Source organism: Acetobacterium sp. KB-1 (assembly GCF_003260995.1).
Taxonomy (GTDB): domain Bacteria; phylum Bacillota; class Clostridia; order Eubacteriales; family Eubacteriaceae; genus Acetobacterium; species Acetobacterium carbinolicum.
Map to the genome: position 1 here is coordinate 2,221,776 of NZ_CP030040.1, position 23,935 is coordinate 2,245,710.

Here is a 23,935-nt window from a genome sequence, read left to right on the forward strand (position 1 = left end):
TTCTCCTATTTTTTCCTGATTCTTAGCCCCTTGGGATAGTGATTTTTAATCAAACCCTCACTGGCTTTTCCAAATCCCAACGAATAGCCCTCATAGCCAACCAAAACCCAGCCTTTGGTTGCTTCCAGGTTTAATGCCTCACCCTTTAGATACTGATAAGCCAGCTCTTCATCGGTTAAGTCGCAGACATTTTTAGCCTGCGACAACTTAAGCGCCATTGCCAGTGCATAGCCAGGTTCAAAGCGATTCTTTTTAAAGGTTCCCAGATGAAGACCAGTCCGCAAGAGTTTTAAATTGGCAATCCGCTCCAGCACCACCCCCTCCGGGATGGCATAGAGATGTTCACCCAGCAGATAAAGACGGTCTTCGAATGCTTTAGAAAATTCCGCTGCCAGATTATTTTTGGCAAAATCGTTATAGTCTTGTAGCTCGATGCGGGTGGCCTTTTTCAACCGTGATTTAGCGTATCCCGGTTTAATCTCAATGGTATCAGTAACGACGGTTGATTTTATCAGTTTGGCAATAAAATGTCCTTCGCCTTTAACCGTCATCGGCATAATCCGTAGTGTTTTAGCGATCTCCTGCTGCTGCTTGTGGGTCCATTCGACCCGGCCATGATCGATAATCCCGGGTAACTCGATGGTTTCCAGGGTGTAGGGGTATTTCTCAATAAAAGCTTCAATCATCTGTTCATTTTCTTCCGGCGAAAAGGTACAGGTTGAATAGACCAGCACCCCGCCGGGTTTTAACAGCCGATGGGCACTTTCTAATATTTTTTCCTGCTTACCCATACAGCGGTCAACCCGTTCCAGACTCCAATCGGCCAGAGCTCCCGGGTCTTTACGAAACATGCCCTCGCCGGAGCAGGGCGCATCGACTAGAATCTTATCAAAGCTTTGATAAAAAGAGTCCACCAATCGCTCGGGAAATTCATTGGTGACAATGGCGTTGGTTAACCCCATCCGTTCGATATTAGTGGACAGGATTCCAGCCCGGGTATTAACCAGCTCATTGGCAACTAACACCCCCGTACCCTGAAGCCGGGCACCAATTTGGGTGGACTTACCGCCTGGGGCCGCACAGAGATCAAGCACCCAATCCCCGGGTTTCGGATCAAGTACTTCAACTGCCGCCATTGCCGTCGGTTCCTGGACATAATAGAGCCCGGCGTAATAGTGGGGATTTTTACCCGGCCGCACCGTATGATCAATATAAAATCCTTCTCTGCACCAGTTCACACCCTGGGTTTTAAAGGGTAATTTATTGGCTAATTCCTCAGGTTCCAGCTTTAGGGTATTGGTTCGGATGCCTTTGCTTTCGGGTTGATCATAAGAATCCAGCAGGCTCTCATAGGCTTCACCCATCAGATTTTTCATTTTTTCTTTAAACGCTTCAGGTAGTTCCATGATGATCCCCATTTTCCTGCAAATTTTTCTGCAAAGCCATCTCTGACCCTGCGCCGATTGTTAACAATACTTATTTCATTATACGTAAAGCCCCTGTTAATTACAATAAATTTGTCAAAAAACGCCGAAATAGAAACACCAGCGCAAGCGCTGGTGTTTTTGTCGAGAACTTATAATTGCTGGTTCGTTATTTCTTTGGTTTTGCAAAAATCATCCGTCCAGCTGCTGTTTGCAGAATACTGGTAACAATAACCGTGGTGGTGGTTCCGATATATTTTTTGCCATTTTCAACAACAATCATGGTTCCATCATCCAGATAGGCAACGGCCTGGCCGTTTTCTTTTCCGCCTTTTACCAGCAGAACTTTCATTTCTTCACCCGGCAGAACAATTGGTTTCACGGCGTTGGCCAACTCGTTAATATTGAGCACGTCCACCCCTTGAACCGTGGCAACCTTGTTAAGATTATAATCGTTGGTTAAAATCTTACCTTTGGTTGATTTTCCCAGTTTTACCAATTTTGAATCCACCTCATGGGTATCTTCAAAATCTTCTTCCGTAATTTGCACTTCAATGTCCAGATCAGTCTGAATTTTATTTAAAATATCCAAACCGCGACGACCCCGATTCCGCTTTAATTCATCGGCTGAGTCCGAAATCAACTGGAGTTCATTCAGCACAAATACCGGAATCACTAAGGGACCTTCAATAAAACCTGTTTTACAGATATCAAAAATCCGTCCATCAATGATCACGCTGGTATCGAGTAGCTTGGGAATGGCCGCGCCCTTCTTTTTGGTGGGTCGCTTTTGACCAACTGGCACATTGCCATCCTTTTCCCGCTTAACACTCTGAAGCGACTGGAGAATGTCTTCCCGTTTTTTAATCGGTAAGGAAAAACCAATATAGCCTAATACTATATAAATCGTGATGGTTAAAAGTCCACCGATCCAGGGAATCGGAATCTGCGAAAATGCAAAGCTGATTAGCATCGCAATCACCAGGCCAATCACCAAGCCACCGATGCCCAGGCCAATGTCAATGAGCCGGACATTTTCCATGCTGGTCTCAACAACTTTTGAGAGTTTTTTTACGCCCTTGAGCATCAGCGGGAATAGAATGAAAAATATAAGTCCAAATAGAACAATCAGAGCTGCATAAAGGGCAACTTCCAATTCCGGAGTCAGGTTAATTCTTAGCGTTTTTAAAATCCATGTATTGGTTACCAATACATTGGCTGAAGCCATCCCAACCAGAACTCCAACAATTCCGAACGACACGCGAAGTATCTTTTGTATCATTATCTTCACCTCCTTTCATAATATTACCATGTAATTATAGCACTTGATTCTTAAGATTAAACTATTAAATACAACAAAAGGCGTGAAATTCACGCCTCACTGTGTACCGAACTATTGATCAAATCTAATATTTCTTGTTTGTCCTTATCTTGAATTAAAACCATTTCACTGACGATGAAATTTCGGGCATTATTCAACATTTTCTTTTCTCCGGTTGAGAGACCTTTTAAGCGATCCAATAAGATAAGGTTTTTAACAACCTTGGCTACTTCAAAAATATCGCCGGTTTTTAATCGTTCCAGGTGTTCCCGATAGCGCCTATTCCAGTTTTTTTCCATCTCGTCCATTGGTAATTTCAGTGTTTCGATCATCTCATCAATTACTGGCTGGGTCACAATGGTTCTTACCCCAATATCATCAACTTTATCAACGGGAATTAAAATTTGCAAACCCTCGGATACTATCTGCATGATGTAGTAAGGTTTTATTTCTTCAAATATTTCTCGTTCTTCGATTGCTTCAATGATACCTGCTCCGTGCATCGGATAAACAATTTTATCCCCAATTTTATACATTTCAACCACTCCTATCATCGATTCTCTTCCCATTATAACATATAAAAAAAGAATAAGCCTTTTATTTTATAAAAAACTTATCCCGCTGTCAATATTTATTTAGATAATCATGGTCAAATGCAAGATGTATCATTAATTGACCGCAAGAATAGCGGAATATAAATGATTAGAGGTTAACGAAAATGAACAAAGAAGAAATGAAAGCAGTGCTAGTTCGTGATTTGGAGTATTTTAGTGATAGGTTGATTGAAGAACAGAGAATCAATAATATAACGATGATTAATTTAATTACGTCAAGATGTACTTCAGTTATTAATTTTTCAGTCAATATCAAAATCATATCATTAGAAGAAGCTGAAGAATTAGAAAAAGCATATGATTTAATATAGGAGGTCTAAAATGTTTACAGTTATTCAGCGTTATTATGATAATGGAAATATTATGATTTCACTTCGTCGGGCTTTTAGTGATGAAGTTCCCGGAACGCGAAAAGAGTATCAAGCTGATGTATGTAGTATTTTTATTGATATTCTTGATACCTTTGATGATGCGATTAAAATGATTACAGACGTAAGAGAAGCAATATAGTAATCCGGCTGTGCTATCGGCTTAATACGGGCAAATTAATTTAAAGGAGAATATAAAAAATGGAAGATGTATTGAACTATGATTTAGTAGGTTACCAAAGACTAGACTTTAAGACAGATGATGGTAAGCAAATGGATGGCTACAATATTTTTGTTACACATAAAGGCGAAAATATCAGAGGTATGAAAGCAGACAAGAAATACATGCCCGCTGATGCCCTTTCAAAGTTGGGAGTTGATTTGGATCGGCTTGTTGGTAAGAAAGTTAATATCTTTTGTGATCTCAAAGGTAAGCCCATCTTTATTAAAGAGGTTTAAAATGGATCAGGCTATACTCGATCAATTGTCTTTAACATACGGTATTATTAATCAAATCAAGCTTTTATTACCGCTTTATATGGATTACATATCGTTGTTTCTAGGTATTATATATGGTGGAATTATGGCCTTGATAACTACATCTGAAATGAAGGCCATGCGATGATTTCGGTATTACAGTCTTTTTTTTCAGGTTTTATTATATCTTATGTATTTGGTTTAGGCGTTTGGTTAATGTCATTTTCATTTTTGTCATTAGTACGAGCGTTTAAAAATTCGATGAAGTAGAACGATGAAAGGAGGTGATAAATATGACTGCTGAAAATATTACGGCTGTTCAAACAGCATTTACTGATGCTATTGGAGACATGTCTGCTCCTGTAATTGCAATTATGACTGCTGGACTTGGCCTTACTGTTATCTTTGCTGTTTATAAATTGGCTGCAAAAGCATTCAAGAGATCTACAAATTAATCATATGGACAAGAAAAAAGCCTATCTATCAAGTGCATTTGATAGGTAGGTTTTTTTCATAAGGGTTACTTTATGGCTACGGAAACCATGAGTGTTATTACAAGTATAACTGTAATAATTGTTGAAATAGTATTGAATGGAATATTATTAATTTTAAAATATGCTAATAGACTTTCAATTGATTTATTTTTGATAATACCACGATTTACTAAAAATAATATTGTATCAAATAGAAACCATAAAAGCATAAGAACCAGAAATAGTGAGGACATAAAATTTGTTCTCCTTTCCATAATATTTTAATCTTAACGGAGGTTTTAAGATGTGTCAACTAAAGAAACAGAAAATCATCGCATTAATATTGGCGGTTACCGTTCTTTATATGCCGATGTTATCCATTATTGAAACAAAGCAAAATGTTAATGTTGTTTATGCTGAAGAATCAGTTGTTAGTACATATTTTTTTAGAGCGATGCTTGTTATGATGGGCATTACCGCCTATATGCAAGGCAATATGTCAAGTACGTTCACAATACCAGAAACGGATTTAATCGAGTTAAAAGACGAATTTGCTCAAACTTTAGAAGCTGATGCCACTAAGAAAGCCGCATGGATGAATGCCCAGGCTGATTACCTAGCTGGAGGAGTAGCAAAAACCATGGGTGCGGTCGAATTAGCAAAAATAGGAATAAGTGATGTTTATAATGATTTTAAGGATTATTTAGCTACTAATGTAGATAATCCAACAAATTATAATGAAGATGGAACGGTTATTAATGTAGATCGAGGATCTTATACTATGACTACAACGGTTGATGATACACTATGTGTTAAGATAGTTGTCAGGTGATTGAATTTACTATATTATAGTAAATATATAAAAGGATAGGAGTATCACATGACACAATATAGCGATGAATTCAAAGAACATATTATACAGCAGATGTTGCCGCCGATCAGCAAATCAGTTCGTCAGCTGCATAATGAAACCGGTGTTTCAGAGCAGACACTTTTCAAGTGGAAGAAGCAGGCAAAAGCGTCCGGAATGGCAGCACCATCGGGAACAGGAACTTCAGAAGACTGGTCCAGTGAGGATAAATTTCTGATCGTCCTGGAAACAGCCCGTATGAATCAGGCTGAGCTGGCTGAATATAGCCGTGAAAAAGGCCTTTATGTTGAACAAATCGAAGCCTGGCGTGATGCCTGCATCAATGCCAATGGGAGTGTTGCCAATGAATCAAAGAGACTTAAAAAAGATCTAAGCGAATCAAAAAAACAGGTGACCCAACTCAATCGCGAACTGAAGCGAAAGGAAGCAGCATTGGCTGAAACAGCAGCATTACTGGTGCTCAGAAAAAAGGCACAAGCGATCTGGGGGGAGCCCGAGGACGAATGATCCCAACCTCAGATCGCAAAATCGCTGCTGCTTTAATCGAAGAAGCCATTCAAAACGGAGCCCGCCAATTTATGGCATGCCGTGAGCTGAATATCAGCGAACGTACTTTTTCACGCTGGAAAAATCCGGCAACACCGCTGGAAGATCAGCGTCCCGTTGCGATTCGGCCAACTCCCTCCAATAAACTGACACCAGCAGAACGGAAAGAGATAATAAAAGTCGTGAATTCGAAAAAATATCAGAGTCTGCCACCCAGTCAGATTGTTCCCCGTCTGGCAGATGAGGAGGGGCGCTATATTGCATCCGAATCTTCCATATACCGTGTGATGAAAGAAGCCGGCATGAATAATCATCGGGGTCGTTCATCAAAACCTCAGAAGCGCACGATCACAAGCCACAAAGCAACAGGGCCGAATCAGGTCTGGATGTGGGATATCACGTGGCTGCCGGGTCCGGTAAAGGGTTTTCACTATTATCTTTATCTGATTCTGGATCTTTACAGTCGAAAGATCGTTGGCTGGGAAATCTGGCCGGAAGAATCCGCACAAAATGCCAGCATACTTGTTCGAAAAGCAGCGCTTTCAGAAACGATTTCAACCGCTAAACAGCCGCTGGTTCTGCATTCCGATAACGGTAGTCCGATGAAAGGAGCTTCGTTGATGGAAACCCTTCAGAAACTGGGAATTGTTTCATCCAAAAGCAGACCGAGAGTCAGTAATGACAATCCCTATGCCGAATCCATCTTCAAAACCTGCAAATATCGCCCTGATTACCCTTACAAGGGCTTTAAATCAATCCCGGAAGCAAGACAATGGGTTCTGGAATTTACGCATTACTATAATTTTGAACACTGCCACAGTGGGCTTAATTTCCTGACCCCAAATCAGCGGCATACCGGAATGGATAAAGAGATTTTTTCAAACCGCACAGCTGTTTATGAGGCCGCACGGCAGAATAATCCAAACCGCTGGACTAAAAATATTCGCAAGTGGGCTCTGGAAAACGAAGTATGGTTAAATCCTGAAAAAGATGAATCAAATGAAACAAATGAAACCAATGAAACCAATAAGTCAGTCGGTTAATTCAAGAAAAACCGCCAACTATCTTGACAACTACCGATTTCGGCTTTATAACGCCTTATCTTGGTTATATTAACTGGTTTCTGCCCTTTGGTCAGATGTTGGCATTTACAGGTGCATGGTTAACCGCTGTGCTGATTTATTACGCCTATACGATTATTTTACGTGTTACCCAGGCAATTGATTAATGAATGTTGTTAGGAGGATGAAGTTATGATTCGATGCTATACCGGAGTCCCAGGGAGTGGCAAAAGCTTACACAGTATCAGAAAGATTCTTGATTTTCTTTCTGAAGGTAAAAATGTAATTGCCAATTTTCCCCTTAAAATCAATGAACTTAATGAAGAAAAATATACTGGTCGTTATTTTTATGTACCCAATGAAAAAATCACGGTTGACTATCTGTATCAGTTTTATACCATGTACCATGAAGAAGATGAAGAAAACCAAACGTTATTGATGATCGATGAAGCATCTGTTAAATTTAACTGTTGTGGCTTCATGGATCGTGATCGATTAAAATTTTGTAGTTTCTTTGCTCAGCATCGTAAGTTTGGATATGCAATTGTTATGGTATGTCAGAATTTACGCCAAATAGACCGACAGATTCGTGATCTCGTGGAAATAGAGGTTATACACCGTAAGCTTAATAATTATTCTTATTTTCGGATGTTACCTTTTCCCCTGTTTGTTGCTGTTGAGAAAAATCTAGCTTTAAAAGAAAAGAATGAGCATGAATTTTTCTTATATAGTCGCAAAATCGGAAGGCTCTATGATACCTTTTATGATTTTACACGAATTGATAAATTTCAGGGTAATGAAGAATTAGAAAAATTAGTAAGTGAATCAGAAATCATCAGAGATGAACCAGAGGATATTTTCAAAGAAAAAGATACGTTTTTCAAGAGTTTAAAAAAAGTCAGTACTGGGCGGATCACCCGCCAGACGGAAGGGGTGCCGCAGGCGGGGCCCCTCCCTCAGACGGATGATCCCGCCGATGCTGAGAGTGATACTCTACTTGACATAAGTATCACTTAAACATAAGTATCACTTAACGGGAAAACTTCCGTGCAGACACAGAAAAAGAATGTGGTGCAAGTACACATAAGTATCACTTAACGGGAAAACTTCCGTGCAGACACAGAAAAAGAATGTGGTGCAAGTACGAAAGTATACGGATTATTATAAGATTACCGTCTGTAAATCGATTATATCAGGTAAGAGAGATAAGATCAAGGAAGTTGAAAAACAGGAGCATGAAAAGAAACTTGAAAACAATATTTCCCGGGCAAAACGAAATGTTTTGGAAAAATCAATATGTAATCAATGGGATTTTTTTGTAACGCTTACGCTAGATCCAGAAAAATATGAGCGTGATGATCTTAAGCGATTTATTAAAGACTTGGGGCAGTTTATAAGAGATTATCGGAAAAAGCACACTACAGACGTTAAATATCTTTTAATACCAGAGTTGCACAAAGATGGAAAGAATTGGCATATGCATGGATTGATTAGTGGTTTAGATGTAAATACAGACATTGAACCGCACCCGATTAAGCGTTTACGGGGTAAAGGTTATGTTAACTGGGTGAGTTATGCGAAAAGGTTTGGGTTTTGTTCTTTGGGTCGAATTCAAGATGATATCAAGGTATCCATGTATATTACAAAGTACATTACTAAGGATCTAGATCACTCCGTGTCTGAACGAAACGCAAAATTATATTATTGTTCCAGGGGGCTTAAAACCTCAGAACTGATCTCAGAAGGATGTTTATATGATGCGATTGATTTTGAAATGGCTTTTGAAGGTCGGTTTAGCAAATCGCAGTTTGTTGATAATTATGAGTTTTTCAAATCATACTATAAGGAGTATAATGATGATATATGAACAATGGTGGTATGGGTACGGACTTGTTGTTTTAATACTGATCGTCTATGTACCAATATTGATAAGATTTAGTAAAGTTTATTGGCAGTATTTGGAAGAACAATATGAAAATTATTTTAAGCATGAAGCATCGGTACGGGAGGATCATTTAGATAGGGGGTCTGGGGGATGAATCCCCCGGTGCTACTTCTCTTCACGCACTTCAGTATTTTGACATATTATTGTCGCGGGAATGAAATTGGGATGATACCGCCTGTGCTACGTGCCTTAATTACCATTTAGGAGGTATAAACATGGGTGGAAAGTATATAACGGAAAAAGAACGGTATCAAATTGAAGCATACTTAAAAATGGGCTTGACGTATGATGAAATAGCAGAAAAAATTGGTAAATCAACGCGCACGATCCGCCGTGAAATTAAGCGTGGGACAATTCTTTTATCCGATACACATTTGATGGAATATTATGTTTATTGTCCAGATCATGCTCAATTGAAGTATGAAGAAAATAAGCGTAAAAAAGGAAGTCGGGCTAAGATATATCAAGATCCGGAATTACATGAATATATTGCACATATGATTTTAGATGAAAAGTATTCGCCTGAAGCAGTTCTGGCACAAATTAAACGAGAGAACAAACAATTTAAGATTAATGTTTGCATTCGTACAATCTATAGTTATATTGATAAAGGTATATTACGAGGTGTTGAATCGAGTGATTTGCCGTTAAAAAAAAACGAAAGATTAGAAAATCCAGGCAACAGTCCAAACGAGTTCGGAATGATCAACGACTTTGTATTGAGAGAAGACCGGAAGAAGTGAACCAGCGAGAAGTTTTAAATCATTGGGAAATGGATTGTATTGAATCATCTAAAAAGGAACCGTCAGCTTTATTGGTTATGACAGAACGGGTTTCTCGAAAAAATCTATTATTCAAATTGGAGAGTAAAACAATATTTGAAGTTATGCGTGTTTTAGATGGGCTTGAAATAAAAATGAAAAGAGATTTTAGCAATATTTTTCAATCATTCACAATGGATAATGGAGCAGAATTTAAATGGACAGATGGTATTGAGCGATCAATTTATTATAAAAAGAAAAGGACAACAACTTATTATTGTCATCCTTATTCTTCTTGGGAACGTGGTTCCAATGAAAATGCAAATCGTTTAATCAGGCGCTTTATTCCTAAAGGATCTGACATATGTCAATATTCAGATGATTATATTAAGCAGGTTGAAAATTGGTTGAATAATTATCCTCGAAAGATGTTTAATTACATGACAGCAAACGAAGTTTATAATCAACTCTTGTAAACTTAAGATATTCTTAAAATCATATTTTAATTGACATTTATACTTGCTTTTCACATAATCATGGTCAAACTGATCCGTTTTCGTTTCAAATCCACAGCCAATACCCTAACGGTTACCACATCCCCCAGAGAGACCGCCTCTGACGGGTGTTTGATATAACGATCGGTGATTTGTGAGATATGCACAAGCCCATCCTGATGGACACCAATATCCACAAAAGCGCCAAAATCGATGACATTTCGGACGGTGCCAATCAGCTCCATCCCCACTTCCAGATCACTCATCGAGAGCACATCAGAGCGCAGATGCGGCTTGGGGGCATTCTCCCGGGGATCACGGCCCGGTTTTTGTAGTTCTTTGACAATATCATAAAGGGTTGGAATTCCGATTTCCAGCTGCGTCGCCATTTCTCCATAGTTCATGTCGTTAAACAAGTCCTGCTGTTCGCGGTTTCCCAATTGTTCCTTTTTGATGTTTTTAAGTTTTAAGAGCTTTTCCACACTTTTGTAAGCCTCCGGGTGAACCCCGGTATTATCCAGGATGTTATCGCCGTCATCAATCCGTAAAAAACCGGCACATTGCTCATAGGCTTTGGCGCCCAAACCTTTGACCTTCATGAGTTCTTTTCTGCTCTTAATCGCGCCCGCACTGTTGCGGTAATCTAAAATATTGTTGGCAATGGTTTTGTTTACCCCGGCTACGTATTTAAGTAGCGCTACCGAAGCCCGATTAACATTGACGCCGACGTTATTAACCGCATCCTCAACGGTTGCTTCGAGCACCCGTTCCAGTTCTTTCTGATTGACATCATGCTGATACTGACCGACCCCAATGTGTTTGGGATCAATTTTTACCAATTCGGACAGGGGATCCTGAAGCCGCCCGCCAATAGAAATGGCACCGCGAATCGAAACATTGATATCCGGGTATTCTTCGGTCCCCAATTCAGATGCCGAATAAACCGAAGCGCCAGCCTCATTCACGACAATATATTGCACTGGTACCGTGGTTTTTTTAATCGTTTCAGCCACAAACTGTTCCGACTCCCGAGAAGCGGTGCCGTTGCCGATGGCAATGATATCGACCTGATGGCGTTCAATCAGTTGGAGGAATTCTTTTTCCGCTTTCTCCGCCTGACCCTTGCCAAAGGTTGGATAGATGGTGGTATAATCAAGCACCTTTCCGACCTTGTCCAGGATAGCAATCTTGCATCCGGTTCGAAATGCCGGGTCAAAGCCCATCGTAACCTTTTCTTTAAACGGCGGCTGCAACAACAGTTTTTTTAGATTAAGAGCAAACATCTTAATTGCTCCTTCTTCAGCCCGCTCTTTTAAGGCAGTCCGGATTTCCCGCTCAATGGCCGGTGCAATCAGCCGGGTATAACTGTCCCCAAGAGCTCTTAATAAATAGCTGGAGGGCTCGGCTTTTACCAGCTCTTTTTCTAGGTAAGCTTCAATTTCTTCGGTAGGTGCTAATAATTTAACCGACAGGGCCTTTTTCTTCTCGCCCCGGTTAAGTGCCAAAATCCGGTGGTCCTTGATGGCCTTAATGGTTTCGGTGTGATCAAAGTACATTTCCAGTTCCGGGTTTTCCTCTTCTTTACCCTTGACCACCGTGGACTTAATCTGCCCTTTATCGTAGGTACATTTCCGGATCACCCCCCGATAGGTGCCATTGTCCGAAATGATCTCGGCAATAATATCCATCGCCAATTGCAGGGCTTCCTGGGCGGTATTGATTTCTTTTTCGGCGTTGATATAATTAAGGGCTGCTTTGCCAAGCTCGACTTCGGTTAGTTTTTGTGCAAGGATTTGCAATGCCAATGGTTCTAACCCCTTTTCCCGGGCCACCGATGCCCGGGTTTTCTTTTTTTGTTTATAGGGTAAGTAGAGATCTTCCACTTCCTGAAGGGTTTGGCTTTTTAAAATGGCGCTTTTAAGTTCTGGGGTCAGTTTTCCCTGTTCCTCAATGTTACCAGTAACCTCTTCTTTCCGTTTCTCCAGTTTTCGTAAATATGTTAAACGCACATCCAGATCCCGCAGCAGGGCATCACTTAAGTTCCCGGTAACCTCTTTTCGATAACGGGCGATAAAGGGAATGGTATTCCCCCCATCAATTAGATTGATGGTATCTTCCACCTGCTCAGGGCGTATTGAAAATTCTTTTGCAAGTTGCTTGATTATCTGTTCCACAAACTTCTCCATTTCTTACACTTTTAAATTGATCGCTTTGGTTTTTATTTTCCAAAGATTAGTTTAACATTTTTTTGATATAATCACAAACATTCCCGCAAAACCACTATTATGCTTAAGGCCGACGCCTCGAATGATTGTAATAAGATGTGGTTCATGGTAGAATATTTTTTACTAAAATAAAAAGGAGCGTCACTTTAATGGCTATAAAATTTATTGTGGATTCCATGTGTGATACCAACAGCGACACCCTAAATCGCTATGATTTTGATATATTACCCTTTCCGGTAACCCTTGACGATAAAACTTATTTTGATGGCATCAATATCACCCCCGAGATGGTGGTCGATTTTGTCAGTAATAACAGCAAACTCTTTCCCAAAACAGCCCAGATCCAACCTCTGGATATTACCAACACCATTGAAAAACATCTTAAAAACGGTGATGATGTCATTTATCTGGTGCTATCTTCAAAGCTTTCGGGAACCTACCAGACCGCCCGACTGCTGGCTCAGGATTTACTGGAAAAGTATCCGGATCGGAAAGTATCGATCGTCGATTCCCTTTCTGCCACCACTGGTTCGGCCTTGATTCTTTATCAGGGTCTAAAACTCAACAAGCTTAACCGTCCTTATGAAGAAATCGTTGAGACGATGACTTTTCTAGCCCATCACGCCCAGATCTTTTTTCTGGTGGGAGACATCAAATGGCTGGCCCAGGGCGGCCGGATCAGCCGTAATGCGGCGATGCTTGGGGATATGCTAAAAATCGTCCCGATTTTATACTTTAAAGATGGTGAGATTCTGGTTTATGAAAAAATTCGCGGTCAGAAAAAAGCCTTAAAGACGCTCTTTGCTATTATTGAAGAAAAAATGACAAACCGGGAACAGGTCCTCGGGATGATCCAGAGCACCGCACCGGATCTTCAGGACAAGGCCAAAAAATATTTTGAAAAAGAACTGGGGATTAAAAACTTCTTACTGCCTGAAAAAGCCGGTTCAACCTTAACGGTTCATATAGGCACCCATTGTCTGGGAATCATGTTTTTTGATGAACTGCCGGAAAACTATGTCAATGTGATCCCATGAAATCCCGTTATTTTGAATTTGCACTATAAATAAAATTCTACCCTCTTGGTGGCAGGCTTGAGGCCACCAGTTGCACCAGTCGGCTCAGCGGCATGGTTTGCAGCCAGACCTTTCCCGGTCCTTTTAAGGTCGCCAGGAATAATCCTTCTCCGCTTAAAAAGATATTCTTCATGCCTTTTACAGCCTGGATATCAAAGCTTACCGATTCTTCAAACATACCAATATGACCCTGATCGATTTTCATCACTTCGCCGGGAGCCAGATCATACTCAATCATCGCCCCATCCATCTCCACAAAGGCCGTTCCCGGCCCTGAAAGTTTTTGCAGGATAAAGCCTTCGCCACCAAAAAAACCAACCCCGATATTCTTTTTAAAGTACAAATCAACATCCAGGGTTGATTCGCCAGCCAGAAAACTGCTTTTTTGGCAGATAATGGATTGCCCTTTTTGTAGAGTCAAGGCTTTGATCTCACCCGGATAGCTGGAACAAAAAGAAATTTGACAATTATTCTGTTCCGCCGTATAGGTGGTCATAAACAGCGAATCGCCGGCCAGCGTTCGGCGCAGCCCCTTCATTAAGCCACCTTTGGTGTTGGTTTCCATGCGGATGTTTTCAGTCATCCAGGACATCCCCCCGGATTCGGTAAACATCGATTCGCCACTGTTTAAACTTACTGTTACCACCGGGAGATTACCTCCCTTGATTTCATACTTCATTTTCTTCCTCCTGATTTTATGATTATGCAAAAAAATCGCCAATTAGTGGATAGTTATCCCAAAATTGACGATTTATTTTTTTTTTGACTATTTTTTTAATTTGATCAGGTTGATCAGTCCGCCAGCCAGTAGCATTTCTTTTTGCCGCTGCGAAACTTCCAGAAGCATCACATAGGTTAACCCTTTGGTTTTATTCACCAGCTTGGCCCTGCCCGATTTAACCGCATCCAGGGCATTTTCAATGATCAGTTCATCATTTAAGGCAATGGTATCATAATCGGCTTCATTTTCAAATACCAGTGGCAGAATGCCATTATTGATCAAATTGTTTTTATGAATCCGGGCAAAGGATTTAACCGCAACCCCTTTAATGCCCAGATAAACCGGCGCCAGCGCCGCATGCTCCCGGCTGGAACCCTGACCATAGTTGGAGCCGCCGACAATAAAGCCGCCGCCGTTATCCAGTGCCCGCTTGGGAAACTCGGCATCACAGGGGGCCAGACAGTAGTTTGACAGGTAGGGAATATTAGAACGGTAGGGCAACAGTTTTGCATTAGAAGGCATGATATGATCGGTGGTGATATTATCTTCGACCACAATCAGCGCTTTGCCGGCGACCGTGTTTTCAAGCGGTTTGGTGGCCGGAAACGGTTTGATGTTTGGTCCTTTGATAACTTCCACTTCGGTACCTTCCGGGGCTGGTGCCATCACCATGGTATCGTTTTGTAAAAAACTGTCCGGCATCGCAATTTGCGGCAGACTGATTTTGCCTAAGGGATTGGTAAGAACCCCTTCCAGGGCGGATATCGCCGCTGCTTCCGGGCTTAACAGATAGACATCGGCAGAGGGGGTTCCTGATCGACCAAAGAAGTTCCGGTTAAAGGTTCGCAACGAAACCGCATCGGTAGAAGGCGCCTGCCCCATCCCAATACAGGGGCCGCAACCGCATTCCAGCACCCGGGCACCAGCGTTTAATAGATCGGCCAGAGCGCCATTTTCAGCCAGCATCGTTAAAACCTGCTTTGATCCCGGGGCAATCACCAGGGAGACATTTTCAGCCACGGTTTTACCTTTAACAATGGCGGCAACCTTCATCAGATCAAGCCAAGATGAATTGGTACAGCTGCCAATCGCGACCTGATTGACCACCAGGCCTTCGATCTCGGAGATTTTTACGACCTTATCAGGACTATGGGGACAGGCGGTTAAGGGTTCTAACACATCCATATCAACCTTGACTACTTCATCATAAACGGCATCAGCATCAGCGGACAGTGCTATATAATCCCCGCCGCGGCCCTGGGCTTCCAAAAATAACCTGGTCATTTCATCCGATGGGAAAATTGAGGTAGTTGCTCCCAACTCGGCACCCATGTTCGTAATGGTAGCCCGTTCCGGAACTGTCAGCGTTTTGACCCCTTCGCCAATGTATTCAAAGACCTTGTTAACGCCACCTTTTACAGTACATTGACGCAGCACTTCCAGAATGACATCCTTAGAGGATACCCCGGTACGCAGCTTGCCGGTTAATAAAACCTTAACGACTTTAGGCATGGTGATATAGTAAGGGTCTCCGGCCATCGCCACGGCCACGTCCAAACCACCGGCGCCAATGGCCAGCATGCCGATACCACCGCCAGTGGGGGTATGGCTGTCTGATCCCAGCAGGGTGTCGCCTGGCACGCCAAAGCGCTCAATCTGAACCTGGTGACAAATGCCATTACCTGGTTTTGAATAGTATATACCGTGTTTTTTAGCGACACTTTGGATATAGCGGTGATCGTCCATGTTTTCCGGGCCTTCCTGGAGCATGTTGTGATCAATATAGGCCAGCGATTTTTTTGTTTTAACCCGCGGTACCTCCATCGCTTCAAACTGCAAATAGGCCATCGTTCCGGTGGAGTCCTGGGTCAGAGTCTGATCGATCCGAATCCCAATTTCCTCGCCTTTTACCATTTCTCCCACGACCAGGTGTGCCGCAATAATTTTCTCTGTTAATGTTTTTCCCATTTAATATTTCCTTTCCGAACTGCAATTTTTCTAATTCTCTCGGTGTGATTTTATTATCCTTATAAATCATGATTGGTTTATTATACCATTTTTTTTTCGAATTTTCCATTTTTTTACTTTTGCAGTTTCCCTTCAATTTGAATTTAAACTATGTTATACTGTGGTTCAATCAACACCATTACTATAAGTGGATTTGGAGGGGATCATGACTTTTCTTAAGTGCTTCAGCCGCTTTTTATATGTTCAGGGCAGAAAAAACAACATCATTAATCTTTCCGCTCAGATGTCCTACCGGACCCTGGCCGCCTTTATTCCTTTTTTGATGCTTTTATCTAGTTTCATCAACTGGTTTTCTGCAAGTGTGAACGAAACTTTTATTTTTGTGCTTTCAAAAATATTGCCCCAATCGATTATGGATTATGTTAATCTGGCGATGGAAAACGCCAATACCATTTCTTTTTCATGGGGAACCAACCTAATCCTGGGCTTTTTTATCTTGTATGTCTCTGTTTCCGCCATGCACTCGCTCATCTCCTCTTTAAACCGAATCTTCGGACAGGAAGAAAACCGGGGTATCGTTGCGCTCTGGATTCAAGCAGTTCTTTATTTATTCTTATTTCTACTGATTATCTTTTTGACGGTTTTTTTCTATCTTTTCGGAGAGAAACTGCTAGCCCTTATTTTTAGCACCTTAAATTTATCTGAGTTTTTTGCTGTCTTCATCATTCTTTTTACGCTGATTTATATGATCATCGTACCAACGTTTATTTTTACCCTAATTTATATGTATGCGCCCAAGAACCATCTTGGTTTTTTTGAAGCACTCCCGGGCGGCGCTTTTGTTAGTATCAGCTGGTTTGTGATCATTTTTTTATATACTCTGTTCGCCAGCTCACCCCTTGATGTTAATGCCTTCTTCTTTAATCTTCAAGGTCCCTTTTCATTGTTTTTTATGGTCTATCTGATCTGTTTTACCCTTAGCCTGGGTGGCGTCGTTAATCTTTACGGAGCTGAACAATCATCACTGAGACAGGCATCCCTGGAGGTTAAAAATGATTAAACAACTATTTGATCTAAAAATTGTCAAGCTGCTTTTCTTTCTGATGGAAGATTTTGAGGAAACCGATTTTTCAGGGATCTGCACCCAGATGTCATTTTACCTGCTACTGGCATTTTTTCCCTTGCTGCTCTTTTTGATTTCATTTATCGGGAGTTTTATCAAACCCTTTGAAAGTTATCTTTACGAAATTTTAGAAGCCTTTTTACCCAATCTTTCTTATGACTACGTGACGAGCTTGTTAGACAGCATCATCAGTCAAGTTTCCGGTTCTCATTACAGCCTGATTCTGGTCGCTTTTTTCTTTTCATCCCTGGCGGCCCGGGCCATCATGGTTGGTATCAATCAGACCTATGGCCGGAAAGAAACCCGGACGCTAAAGGTAATCTGGCTCTATTCATTTCTGTTTACCATTTTGTTTACTGTGGCCATTTTACTGATTGCTTTTGCTTATCTTTTTAGTGCTGATGTGGGTGCTGTTATTTTTGAGAAAATCGGGCTATATACATATTATTATCCCGTCCTGAGCTTTTTTGCTGTTGTTTTTTCATGGATTGTATCAACCTTTATTTTTAATATGATCTACGTCATGGCACCAGCGCAGCACCTAAAATTTAAAAGCGGTCTTCCCGGTGCCCTATTTGCAACCCTGGGACTTAATATTGCTTTTCGCATTTTCACCTTGTTTATCAATCATTCGACCAAATACAGCACGCTCTATGGCAGTCTGGGGGGACTTTTTGCCCTGATGGTAGCAATTTACTTTATTTGTGTGATTCTGAATCTGGGCGGAAAGATCAACCTGTACTGGTCTTTATATCAGGACAAAGCGTTCTTTATTTAAGCGCCCGGTGTTGCACTTTAAGTGAAATTGTTAAAAAGATTTTACTTTGCTCAAAAAGATGCGCTATCAATATTAAGGGATTGTGATAAAATGTTAGATGCAAAGGCGACTTGATTCCAACCAAAACTGAAAGGATACGTATACTATCATGAATAAAATCGATGACCATGCAGATTTAGCCAGTAACAGGCGTTTTCTCAGTTACCACTATTTTGGTGCCCACCTTAATGAAAAAGGGACCACTTTTCGGGTCTGGGCCCCCAATGCCCAAAGTGTTTCCGTTGTCGGCGATTTCAATGGCTGGAACATTCAAGCTCACCCCATGAAACTCGTTTCCGGCACCCATGGTGTCTGGGAACGCTTTATCCCGGAACTGTTCCAAGGCCAGCTTTACAAGTATGCCGTTCGCCAACAGGATGGCGAATTGGCGTATAAGGCTGATCCTTACGGTTTTTACAGTGAGGTTAAGCCTCAAACCGCCTCCATTATCTGGGAACTCGATGGTTATGACTGGCAGGATGAAAGCTGGTGCAAAAAAAGAAACGACACCAATTGGCTAAAAATGCCGATTAATATTTATGAAGCCCATCTGGGTAGTTGGAAGCGCAATGAAAAGGGCGAGTATCTGAACTACCATGAACTGGCTGATCAACTCGTTCCTTATCTGACGGAGATGCATTACACCCACCTTGAACTGATGCCAATTATGGAACATCCCTTTGACGGTTCCTGGGGATATCAGCTCACCGGATATTACGCTGCCACCAGCCGCTACGGCGATCCCCAGGGGCTGATGTATCTGATCGATTGCTGCCACCAGGCCGGTATCGGTGTGATTCTGGATTGGGTACCTGGTCACTTCTGTAAAGACGATCCGGGCCTACGGCATTTTGACGGCACCAGCCAATACGAGTTTTCAGAACACCAGCAATGGGGGACAATGGTCTTTGATTACGGCAAACCCGAAGTCCTTGATTTTTTGATTTCCAATGCCCACTTCTGGTTTAACCGCTACCATATCGATGGCCTGCGCATCGATGGGGTGGCCAGCATGATTGAACTTAACCATGGTTTAGACGGTGAACCCTTTCGAAATATTGAGGGCGGTACCGATCGACTCGAAGCACTGTCATTCCTGCGGGAACTGAACACCATTATTTTTAGAGATTTTCCCTTTGCGATCATGTCAGCAGAAGACTCCACCTCCTACCCGATGGTCACCTGGCCGGTGGATAAGGGCGGTCTTGGCTTTAATCTGAAATGGGACATGGGCTGGATGCACGATACCCTGGATTATATGAAAACCGATCCGATGTTTCGAAACCGCTTCCACAATCTCTTAACCTTTTCGATGGCCTATGCCTTTAATGAAAATTTCATCCTGCCCCTGTCTCATGACGAAGTGGTTCACAGCAAACGAACCATCCTCGACAAGATGTTTGGCGATTACAATCTAAAATTTGACCAGTTTCGCATCCTTTTCGGATATTTGATGACTCACCCGGGAAAGAAACTGTCCTTTATGGGCAACGAATTTGCCCCCTTCCTAGAATGGCGGGTAGATGAATCGCTGGAATGGTTTTTGCTTGATTACCAAAAGCATCGCGAGATTCACACCTATATTAAAGACCTGAATAAGTTTTATTTAAAAGAAAAAGCGCTCTGGGTCGATGACCATAGCTGGGGCGGTTTTGAATGGCTGGAACCAAACAACAGCAAACAGAGTATTCTCATTTTTAAACGCCTGGGTACCGAACAAAAGGATACCCTGATTACCATCATCAACTTTTGTCCGCTTACCTATAACGATTATCAGATTGGCGTCCCTGCCCCCGGCAATTACCGTCTGGCCTTTAATTCAGATGCCCCTCTTTATGGCGGTAGCGATTTTAAAATGAAAAAGACCATGAAGGCTCAAAAAATCCCCCTCCATGGCCAGGACTATTCGGTTTCTCTCAATATTCCGCCCTCGTCGGTCATTGTCTTAAAAGGCGTTGTTCCCCGGACAAGTACCAAAGTAGAGACAACTAAGAAACCTAAAAAATAAAACCTGCACTGCTAAATAACCATAAAAATGCTTTATAAAACTAGCTTTGTTGAAAGGAACTACGATGAATTCTTCAGAACGAGAAAAATTAAAAGCCACCTATAAGGCCACCTTTACCAAAAAAATTGAAGAGGTCTCCGGAAACTGCCTGGCGGATGCCTCACTGCTTAAGCAATACCAGGCCCTGGCCGAAATGGTAATGGAAAGCATCACCTCCCAATGGGCAAAAACCAACACGCTCTATAACAAAAACGAATCGAAACAGGTCTACTTTTTTTCCATTGAATTCCTAATCGGACGCCTGATGAAGTCCTACCTCAGCAATCTGGGGGTTGAAGATCTGGTTCAGGAATGTTCGGCCGAAATGGGGCTGGATTATGAGGCCATTCTCGCCCAGGAATCCGACCCGGGTTTGGGCAATGGCGGCCTGGGTCGGTTAATGGCCTGCTATCTGGATTCCTCTTCGGCGATGGGAATGCCTGCCCATGGTAACGGCATCCGTTATAAATATGGCCTGTTTGAACAACGGATTATCAATGGCGAACAAATTGAAGTCGCGGATAACTGGCTTAAAAATGGCTATCCCTTTGAAATCCGTAATCCCGATAAGTCAGTCATTATCAAATACTACGGTCAGATTCATTCTGAGAACATCAATGGCAATCTGACCTTTGTTCACGAGAATTATGAAGCTATTATGGCCGTTCCCTACGATATTCCGATCAAGGGGTATCACAACGAAACCGTTAATTCCTTGCGCCTTTGGAGTGCCGAGCCGCTTGAAGCCTTTGATCTGCCCTCGTTTAATCAGGGCCATTTCTTAAATGCGGTAAGGCATAAATCCGAAGCCGAAGCGATTAGCCAGATCCTCTATCCCAATGACAATGGTTTTGACGGTAAACTTTTGCGTCTCAAACAGGAGTACTTTTTTGTCTGTGCCGGCATTAAGCGGATCATTGTGGATTACAAACGATCCAACAATAACTCCATGGACGGTTTCAGCGATAAAATTTGTATTCATATTAATGACACCCATCCTGCCCTATGCGGCCCTGAACTGATGCGGGTGCTGATGGATGAAGAAGGTTTGGGTTGGGAGGAATCCTGGAAAATTACCGTTGCCGCGCTAAGCTTTACCAACCACACGGTGCTACCAGAAGCTCTGGAAAAGTGGCCGGTCGATATGATGAAGGATTTGCTGCCCCGGATTTATATGATCATCGAAGAAGTCAACCTCCGTTTTCTACTGGATCTGGATAACGAATTTCCTCATGATCTGGACCGCAACCACAGCCTTTCGATTATCAAAGACAACTACGTCCATATGGCCAGCCTGGCGATTATATCGAGTCATTCCATCAATGGCGTGGCAACCCTCCACAGCAAAATCCTCCGGGAAGAAACCTTTAATGGTTTTTACCAGGTCTTCCCCAAGCGATTTTATTCGGTAACCAATGGGGTTTCACCACGCCGTTTTCTGATGAACAGCAATCCCGAGCTGAAAGAACTGATTAATGAGTCGATCGGACCGGATTGGGATCACAACCTGTTTGATCTTAAAAAACTGCTCAATTTCATCAATGATCCGGTTTTTTATCAAAAGTTTGACGCGGTCAAACGATCCAATAAGGTTCGACTCGCCAATTATATGGCCCACCATAACAATGTGAAGGTTGATCCCGACTCGATCTTTGACATCCAGGTCAAGCGAATCCATGAATATAAGCGACAATTACTAAACGCTCTCCATGTCCTTTATCTGTATAATCGGCTTAAAGAAAACCCCAATCTGGAAATGGCGCCTCGTACCTTTATCTTTGCCGGCAAAGCAGCACCCGGGTATTACTATGCCAAAGCGGTTATTAAGCTGATCACCGCCATTGCTGAGCTGGTTAACAATGATCCGTCCCTCCATGACAAACTAAAGGTCGTTTTTCTGGCCAATTTCAATGTTTCACTGGCCGAGATTATCTATCCGGCGGCCAATATCTCAGAACAGATTTCAACCGCCGGAAAAGAAGCTTCGGGAACCGGAAACATGAAATTTATGATGAACGGGGCCATTACCCTGGGCACTATGGACGGCGCCAATATCGAAATTCTGGACGCCGTTGGTCCCAGTAATATTGTCACCTTTGGTCTGTCTGCTGACGAGGTCCATCACTATCAGAAATATGGCGGCTATCGATCGGTCGATATTTTTGAGCAGGACCCCCGAATACAACAGGTCCTTCACCAACTGATTGATGGAACCCTCGGACATGGCCTCAGCTTCCAGGCCATCTATGATTCCCTGCTTTTGTATAATGATGGCTATTTTGTCTTAAAAGATTTTAATGCCTATACCGATGCTCAAAATCAGGTGGATCATCTCTTTCGCAATCCGACCGTTTGGACCAAAATGTCGATCAGCAACGTAGCAAATTCCGGTATTTTCTCAAGTGATCGTTCGATTGCCGACTATCAACGGGAAATCTGGAAAATCATTTAAGGAGGTATCACTTTGAATACTGAATGTGTCGCAATGCTCCTGGCGGGAGGTCAGGGGAGTCGTTTGGGCTCCCTGACCTTTAATAACGCCAAACCGGCGGTTTTATTTGGGGGAAAATATCGGATCATTGATTTTCCGCTTAGCAATTGTATGAACTCGGATATTGATGTGGTGGGCGTACTGACCCAATACCGCCCCTATATCCTGAATAATTATATTGGTGATGGATCGGCCTGGGCGCTGGATCAGGTCCAGGGCGGTGTCCATATCCTGCCCCCCTATATGGGCCAAAAAGGGGGCCGCTGGTACTCGGGAACTGCCGATGCCATTTATCAGAACTTGGACTTCATTGACCGTTTTGATCCCGAATATGTGCTGATTCTTTCGGGGGATCACATTTATAAGATGGATTATTCGCAAATGTTGGCCTTTCACAAAGAAAAAGAGGCTGATCTGACCATTGCGGTGATGGATGTCCCTTGGGAAGATGCTCATCGGTTTGGAATCGTTAACACTGATGAAGAGCACTCGATCAAAGAATTCCAGGAAAAACCCGAACATCCCAAAAGTAACAAGGCGTCGATGGGTATTTATATTTTTACCTGGAAAGAACTCAAAAAAGCCCTGCTAGACGATGCCGGAAACCGGGAATCTGAACATGACTTTGGACATAATGTGATTCCCGAGCTTCATGAAAGCGGCAAACGAATTTTTGCCTATCCTTTCTCCGGCTACTGGCGCGATGTGGGTACGGTTCAAAGTTACTATGATGCCAATATGGATCTTTTGGACACCAGTTGTGATTTTGACCTCAGTGATCGAAACTTTCGCATCTTTTCGAACAATACCAGCCAACATCCGCAATTCATCGGCCCCCAGGCCCGGATCATCAACAGTCTGATCTGTGATGGATGCATTATCTTTGGTCGCGTCGAAAATTCCATTTTGTCTCATGATGTAGTGATTCATAAAAAAACCAGCTTGAAAAATGTGATTGTACACACCGGAGCGATCATTGAAGATGGGGCCATTTTAGAAAATTGTGTCGTTGGAGCCCGAGCCAGAATTAAAGGCGATGCCCGCTACATTACCGACCCCGACGATACAACTCCTGAAATACATGTCATCAATAACTAAAAAGGAGTAAGGAA

The 23,935-nt window shown here is 42.2% G+C and carries 24 protein-coding genes; 18 read left to right on the forward strand and 6 right to left on the reverse strand.

Going from position 1 to position 23,935, the window contains the following annotated elements; translation table 11 throughout:
- Window positions 1-5 precede the first annotated feature (5 nt).
- The 3 genes from DOZ58_RS10295 to DOZ58_RS10305 form a co-directional block, all read right to left on the reverse strand.
- Window positions 6-1,406: an RsmF rRNA methyltransferase first C-terminal domain-containing protein gene (locus DOZ58_RS10295; RefSeq protein ID WP_111888205.1), complete on the reverse strand. Its 1,401-nt coding sequence runs from the start codon at window positions 1,404-1,406 to the stop codon at window positions 6-8.
- Window positions 1,407-1,593: 187 nt separating this feature from the next.
- Window positions 1,594-2,706, reverse strand: coding sequence for a PIN/TRAM domain-containing protein (locus DOZ58_RS10300; protein ID WP_111888206.1), 1,113 nt, complete (start codon window positions 2,704-2,706; stop codon window positions 1,594-1,596).
- An 89-nt stretch (window positions 2,707-2,795) separates the two neighbouring features.
- On the reverse strand, window positions 2,796-3,281 hold the full coding sequence (locus tag DOZ58_RS10305; protein ID WP_111888207.1) for a CarD family transcriptional regulator: 486 nt from the start codon (window positions 3,279-3,281) through the stop codon (window positions 2,796-2,798).
- A gap of 182 nt (window positions 3,282-3,463) precedes the next feature.
- Here DOZ58_RS10305 and DOZ58_RS10310 point away from each other — a divergent pair, with 182 nt between their 5' ends.
- From DOZ58_RS10310 to DOZ58_RS10365, 12 genes are all read left to right on the forward strand, one after another.
- Window positions 3,464-3,670: a hypothetical protein gene (locus tag DOZ58_RS10310; protein ID WP_111888208.1), complete on the forward strand. Its 207-nt coding sequence runs from the start codon at window positions 3,464-3,466 to the stop codon at window positions 3,668-3,670.
- A 10-nt stretch (window positions 3,671-3,680) separates the two neighbouring features.
- A complete protein-coding gene (locus DOZ58_RS10315; protein WP_111888209.1) occupies window positions 3,681-3,869 on the forward strand; it encodes a hypothetical protein in 189 nt (62 codons plus the stop codon).
- 59 nt (window positions 3,870-3,928) lie between these two features.
- On the forward strand, window positions 3,929-4,186 hold the full coding sequence (locus DOZ58_RS10320) for a hypothetical protein (RefSeq protein ID WP_111888210.1): 258 nt from the start codon (window positions 3,929-3,931) through the stop codon (window positions 4,184-4,186).
- 311 nt (window positions 4,187-4,497) lie between these two features.
- Window positions 4,498-4,659, forward strand: a complete 162-nt coding sequence (locus DOZ58_RS18550; protein WP_162624496.1) for a major capsid protein — start codon at window positions 4,498-4,500, stop codon at window positions 4,657-4,659.
- 322 nt (window positions 4,660-4,981) lie between these two features.
- Entirely contained in the window at window positions 4,982-5,509 is a 528-nt protein-coding gene (locus DOZ58_RS10330) for a hypothetical protein (protein ID WP_111888212.1), read from the forward strand.
- Window positions 5,510-5,557: 48 nt separating this feature from the next.
- The gene (locus DOZ58_RS10335; RefSeq protein ID WP_111887542.1) at window positions 5,558-6,055 is read left to right on the forward strand and encodes a transposase; all 498 of its coding nucleotides are present in this window, start codon (window positions 5,558-5,560) and stop codon (window positions 6,053-6,055) included.
- The gene (locus DOZ58_RS10340; RefSeq protein WP_111887543.1) at window positions 6,052-7,137 is read left to right on the forward strand and encodes an IS3 family transposase; all 1,086 of its coding nucleotides are present in this window, start codon (window positions 6,052-6,054) and stop codon (window positions 7,135-7,137) included. The genes DOZ58_RS10335 and DOZ58_RS10340 overlap by 4 nt, the downstream gene beginning before the upstream one ends.
- A gap of 23 nt (window positions 7,138-7,160) precedes the next feature.
- A complete protein-coding gene (locus DOZ58_RS18690; protein ID WP_204355388.1) occupies window positions 7,161-7,322 on the forward strand; it encodes a hypothetical protein in 162 nt (53 codons plus the stop codon).
- Between the two features lie 25 nt (window positions 7,323-7,347).
- Complete coding sequence (locus DOZ58_RS10345) at window positions 7,348-8,172, forward strand: zonular occludens toxin domain-containing protein (RefSeq protein ID WP_111888213.1); 825 nt, start codon at window positions 7,348-7,350, stop codon at window positions 8,170-8,172.
- 94 nt (window positions 8,173-8,266) lie between these two features.
- Entirely contained in the window at window positions 8,267-9,022 is a 756-nt protein-coding gene (locus DOZ58_RS10350; protein ID WP_111888214.1) for a hypothetical protein, read from the forward strand.
- 293 nt (window positions 9,023-9,315) lie between these two features.
- Window positions 9,316-9,843, forward strand: coding sequence for a helix-turn-helix domain-containing protein (locus DOZ58_RS10360; protein WP_111888216.1), 528 nt, complete (start codon window positions 9,316-9,318; stop codon window positions 9,841-9,843).
- Window positions 9,765-10,337, forward strand: coding sequence for an IS30 family transposase (locus DOZ58_RS10365; protein ID WP_111888217.1), 573 nt, complete (start codon window positions 9,765-9,767; stop codon window positions 10,335-10,337). Before DOZ58_RS10360 ends, DOZ58_RS10365 begins: the two co-directional genes overlap by 79 nt.
- 50 nt (window positions 10,338-10,387) lie before the next feature.
- Here DOZ58_RS10365 and DOZ58_RS10370 read toward each other — a convergent pair whose 3' ends face one another.
- Window positions 10,388-12,529, reverse strand: a complete 2,142-nt coding sequence (locus tag DOZ58_RS10370; RefSeq protein WP_242988475.1) for a Tex family protein — start codon at window positions 12,527-12,529, stop codon at window positions 10,388-10,390.
- Window positions 12,530-12,729: 200 nt separating this feature from the next.
- On the opposite strand from DOZ58_RS10370, the gene DOZ58_RS10375 reads away from it, so the two are divergent.
- The gene (locus DOZ58_RS10375) at window positions 12,730-13,617 is read left to right on the forward strand and encodes a DegV family protein (RefSeq protein ID WP_111888219.1); all 888 of its coding nucleotides are present in this window, start codon (window positions 12,730-12,732) and stop codon (window positions 13,615-13,617) included.
- A gap of 37 nt (window positions 13,618-13,654) precedes the next feature.
- Here the strand turns inward: DOZ58_RS10375 and DOZ58_RS10380 are convergent, their stop codons facing one another.
- Both DOZ58_RS10380 and DOZ58_RS10385 read right to left on the reverse strand, forming a co-directional pair.
- Complete coding sequence (locus DOZ58_RS10380; protein WP_111888220.1) at window positions 13,655-14,335, reverse strand: TIGR00266 family protein; 681 nt, start codon at window positions 14,333-14,335, stop codon at window positions 13,655-13,657.
- 87 nt (window positions 14,336-14,422) lie between these two features.
- On the reverse strand, window positions 14,423-16,345 hold the full coding sequence (locus tag DOZ58_RS10385; RefSeq protein ID WP_111888221.1) for an aconitate hydratase: 1,923 nt from the start codon (window positions 16,343-16,345) through the stop codon (window positions 14,423-14,425).
- 205 nt (window positions 16,346-16,550) lie between these two features.
- On the opposite strand from DOZ58_RS10385, the gene DOZ58_RS10390 reads away from it, so the two are divergent.
- The 5 genes from DOZ58_RS10390 (at window position 16,551) to DOZ58_RS10410 (ending at window position 23,921) form a co-directional block, all read left to right on the forward strand.
- The gene (locus DOZ58_RS10390; RefSeq protein ID WP_111888222.1) at window positions 16,551-17,405 is read left to right on the forward strand and encodes a YihY/virulence factor BrkB family protein; all 855 of its coding nucleotides are present in this window, start codon (window positions 16,551-16,553) and stop codon (window positions 17,403-17,405) included.
- Window positions 17,398-18,246: a YihY/virulence factor BrkB family protein gene (locus DOZ58_RS10395; protein WP_111888223.1), complete on the forward strand. Its 849-nt coding sequence runs from the start codon at window positions 17,398-17,400 to the stop codon at window positions 18,244-18,246. The genes DOZ58_RS10390 and DOZ58_RS10395 overlap by 8 nt, the downstream gene beginning before the upstream one ends.
- Before the next feature lie 148 nt (window positions 18,247-18,394).
- Window positions 18,395-20,293 carry a 1,4-alpha-glucan branching protein GlgB gene (glgB, locus tag DOZ58_RS10400; protein ID WP_111888224.1) on the forward strand — a complete coding sequence of 633 codons (1,899 nt, stop codon included), beginning with the start codon at window positions 18,395-18,397 and terminating at the stop codon, window positions 20,291-20,293.
- Window positions 20,294-20,357: 64 nt separating this feature from the next.
- A complete protein-coding gene (locus DOZ58_RS10405) occupies window positions 20,358-22,784 on the forward strand; it encodes a glycogen/starch/alpha-glucan phosphorylase (protein ID WP_111888225.1) in 2,427 nt (808 codons plus the stop codon).
- A 12-nt stretch (window positions 22,785-22,796) separates the two neighbouring features.
- Window positions 22,797-23,921 (forward strand): glucose-1-phosphate adenylyltransferase, encoded by a 1,125-nt coding sequence (locus DOZ58_RS10410; RefSeq protein WP_256372193.1) that lies wholly within the window; start codon window positions 22,797-22,799, stop codon window positions 23,919-23,921.
- Window positions 23,922-23,935 lie beyond the last annotated feature (14 nt).

Bases quoted from the DNA above. Each gene is read 5' to 3' on its own strand.
- DOZ58_RS10295 (WP_111888205.1), bottom strand. From the start codon at position 1,406: ATGGAACTACCTGAAGCGTTTAAAGAAAAAATGAAAAATCTGATGGGT.
- DOZ58_RS10300 (WP_111888206.1), bottom strand. From the start codon at position 2,706: ATGATACAAAAGATACTTCGCGTGTCGTTCGGAATTGTTGGAGTTCTG.
- DOZ58_RS10305 (WP_111888207.1), bottom strand. From the start codon at position 3,281: ATGTATAAAATTGGGGATAAAATTGTTTATCCGATGCACGGAGCAGGT.
- DOZ58_RS10310 (WP_111888208.1), top strand. From the start codon at position 3,464: ATGAACAAAGAAGAAATGAAAGCAGTGCTAGTTCGTGATTTGGAGTAT.
- DOZ58_RS10315 (WP_111888209.1), top strand. From the start codon at position 3,681: ATGTTTACAGTTATTCAGCGTTATTATGATAATGGAAATATTATGATT.
- DOZ58_RS10320 (WP_111888210.1), top strand. From the start codon at position 3,929: ATGGAAGATGTATTGAACTATGATTTAGTAGGTTACCAAAGACTAGAC.
- DOZ58_RS18550 (WP_162624496.1), top strand. From the start codon at position 4,498: ATGACTGCTGAAAATATTACGGCTGTTCAAACAGCATTTACTGATGCT.
- DOZ58_RS10330 (WP_111888212.1), top strand. From the start codon at position 4,982: ATGTGTCAACTAAAGAAACAGAAAATCATCGCATTAATATTGGCGGTT.
- DOZ58_RS10335 (WP_111887542.1), top strand. From the start codon at position 5,558: ATGACACAATATAGCGATGAATTCAAAGAACATATTATACAGCAGATG.
- DOZ58_RS10340 (WP_111887543.1), top strand. From the start codon at position 6,052: ATGATCCCAACCTCAGATCGCAAAATCGCTGCTGCTTTAATCGAAGAA.
- DOZ58_RS10345 (WP_111888213.1), top strand. From the start codon at position 7,348: ATGATTCGATGCTATACCGGAGTCCCAGGGAGTGGCAAAAGCTTACAC.
- DOZ58_RS10360 (WP_111888216.1), top strand. From the start codon at position 9,316: ATGGGTGGAAAGTATATAACGGAAAAAGAACGGTATCAAATTGAAGCA.
- DOZ58_RS10375 (WP_111888219.1), top strand. From the start codon at position 12,730: ATGGCTATAAAATTTATTGTGGATTCCATGTGTGATACCAACAGCGAC.
- DOZ58_RS10380 (WP_111888220.1), bottom strand. From the start codon at position 14,335: ATGAAGTATGAAATCAAGGGAGGTAATCTCCCGGTGGTAACAGTAAGT.
- DOZ58_RS10385 (WP_111888221.1), bottom strand. From the start codon at position 16,345: ATGGGAAAAACATTAACAGAGAAAATTATTGCGGCACACCTGGTCGTG.
- DOZ58_RS10390 (WP_111888222.1), top strand. From the start codon at position 16,551: ATGACTTTTCTTAAGTGCTTCAGCCGCTTTTTATATGTTCAGGGCAGA.
- DOZ58_RS10395 (WP_111888223.1), top strand. From the start codon at position 17,398: ATGATTAAACAACTATTTGATCTAAAAATTGTCAAGCTGCTTTTCTTT.
- glgB (WP_111888224.1), top strand. From the start codon at position 18,395: ATGAATAAAATCGATGACCATGCAGATTTAGCCAGTAACAGGCGTTTT.
- DOZ58_RS10405 (WP_111888225.1), top strand. From the start codon at position 20,358: ATGAATTCTTCAGAACGAGAAAAATTAAAAGCCACCTATAAGGCCACC.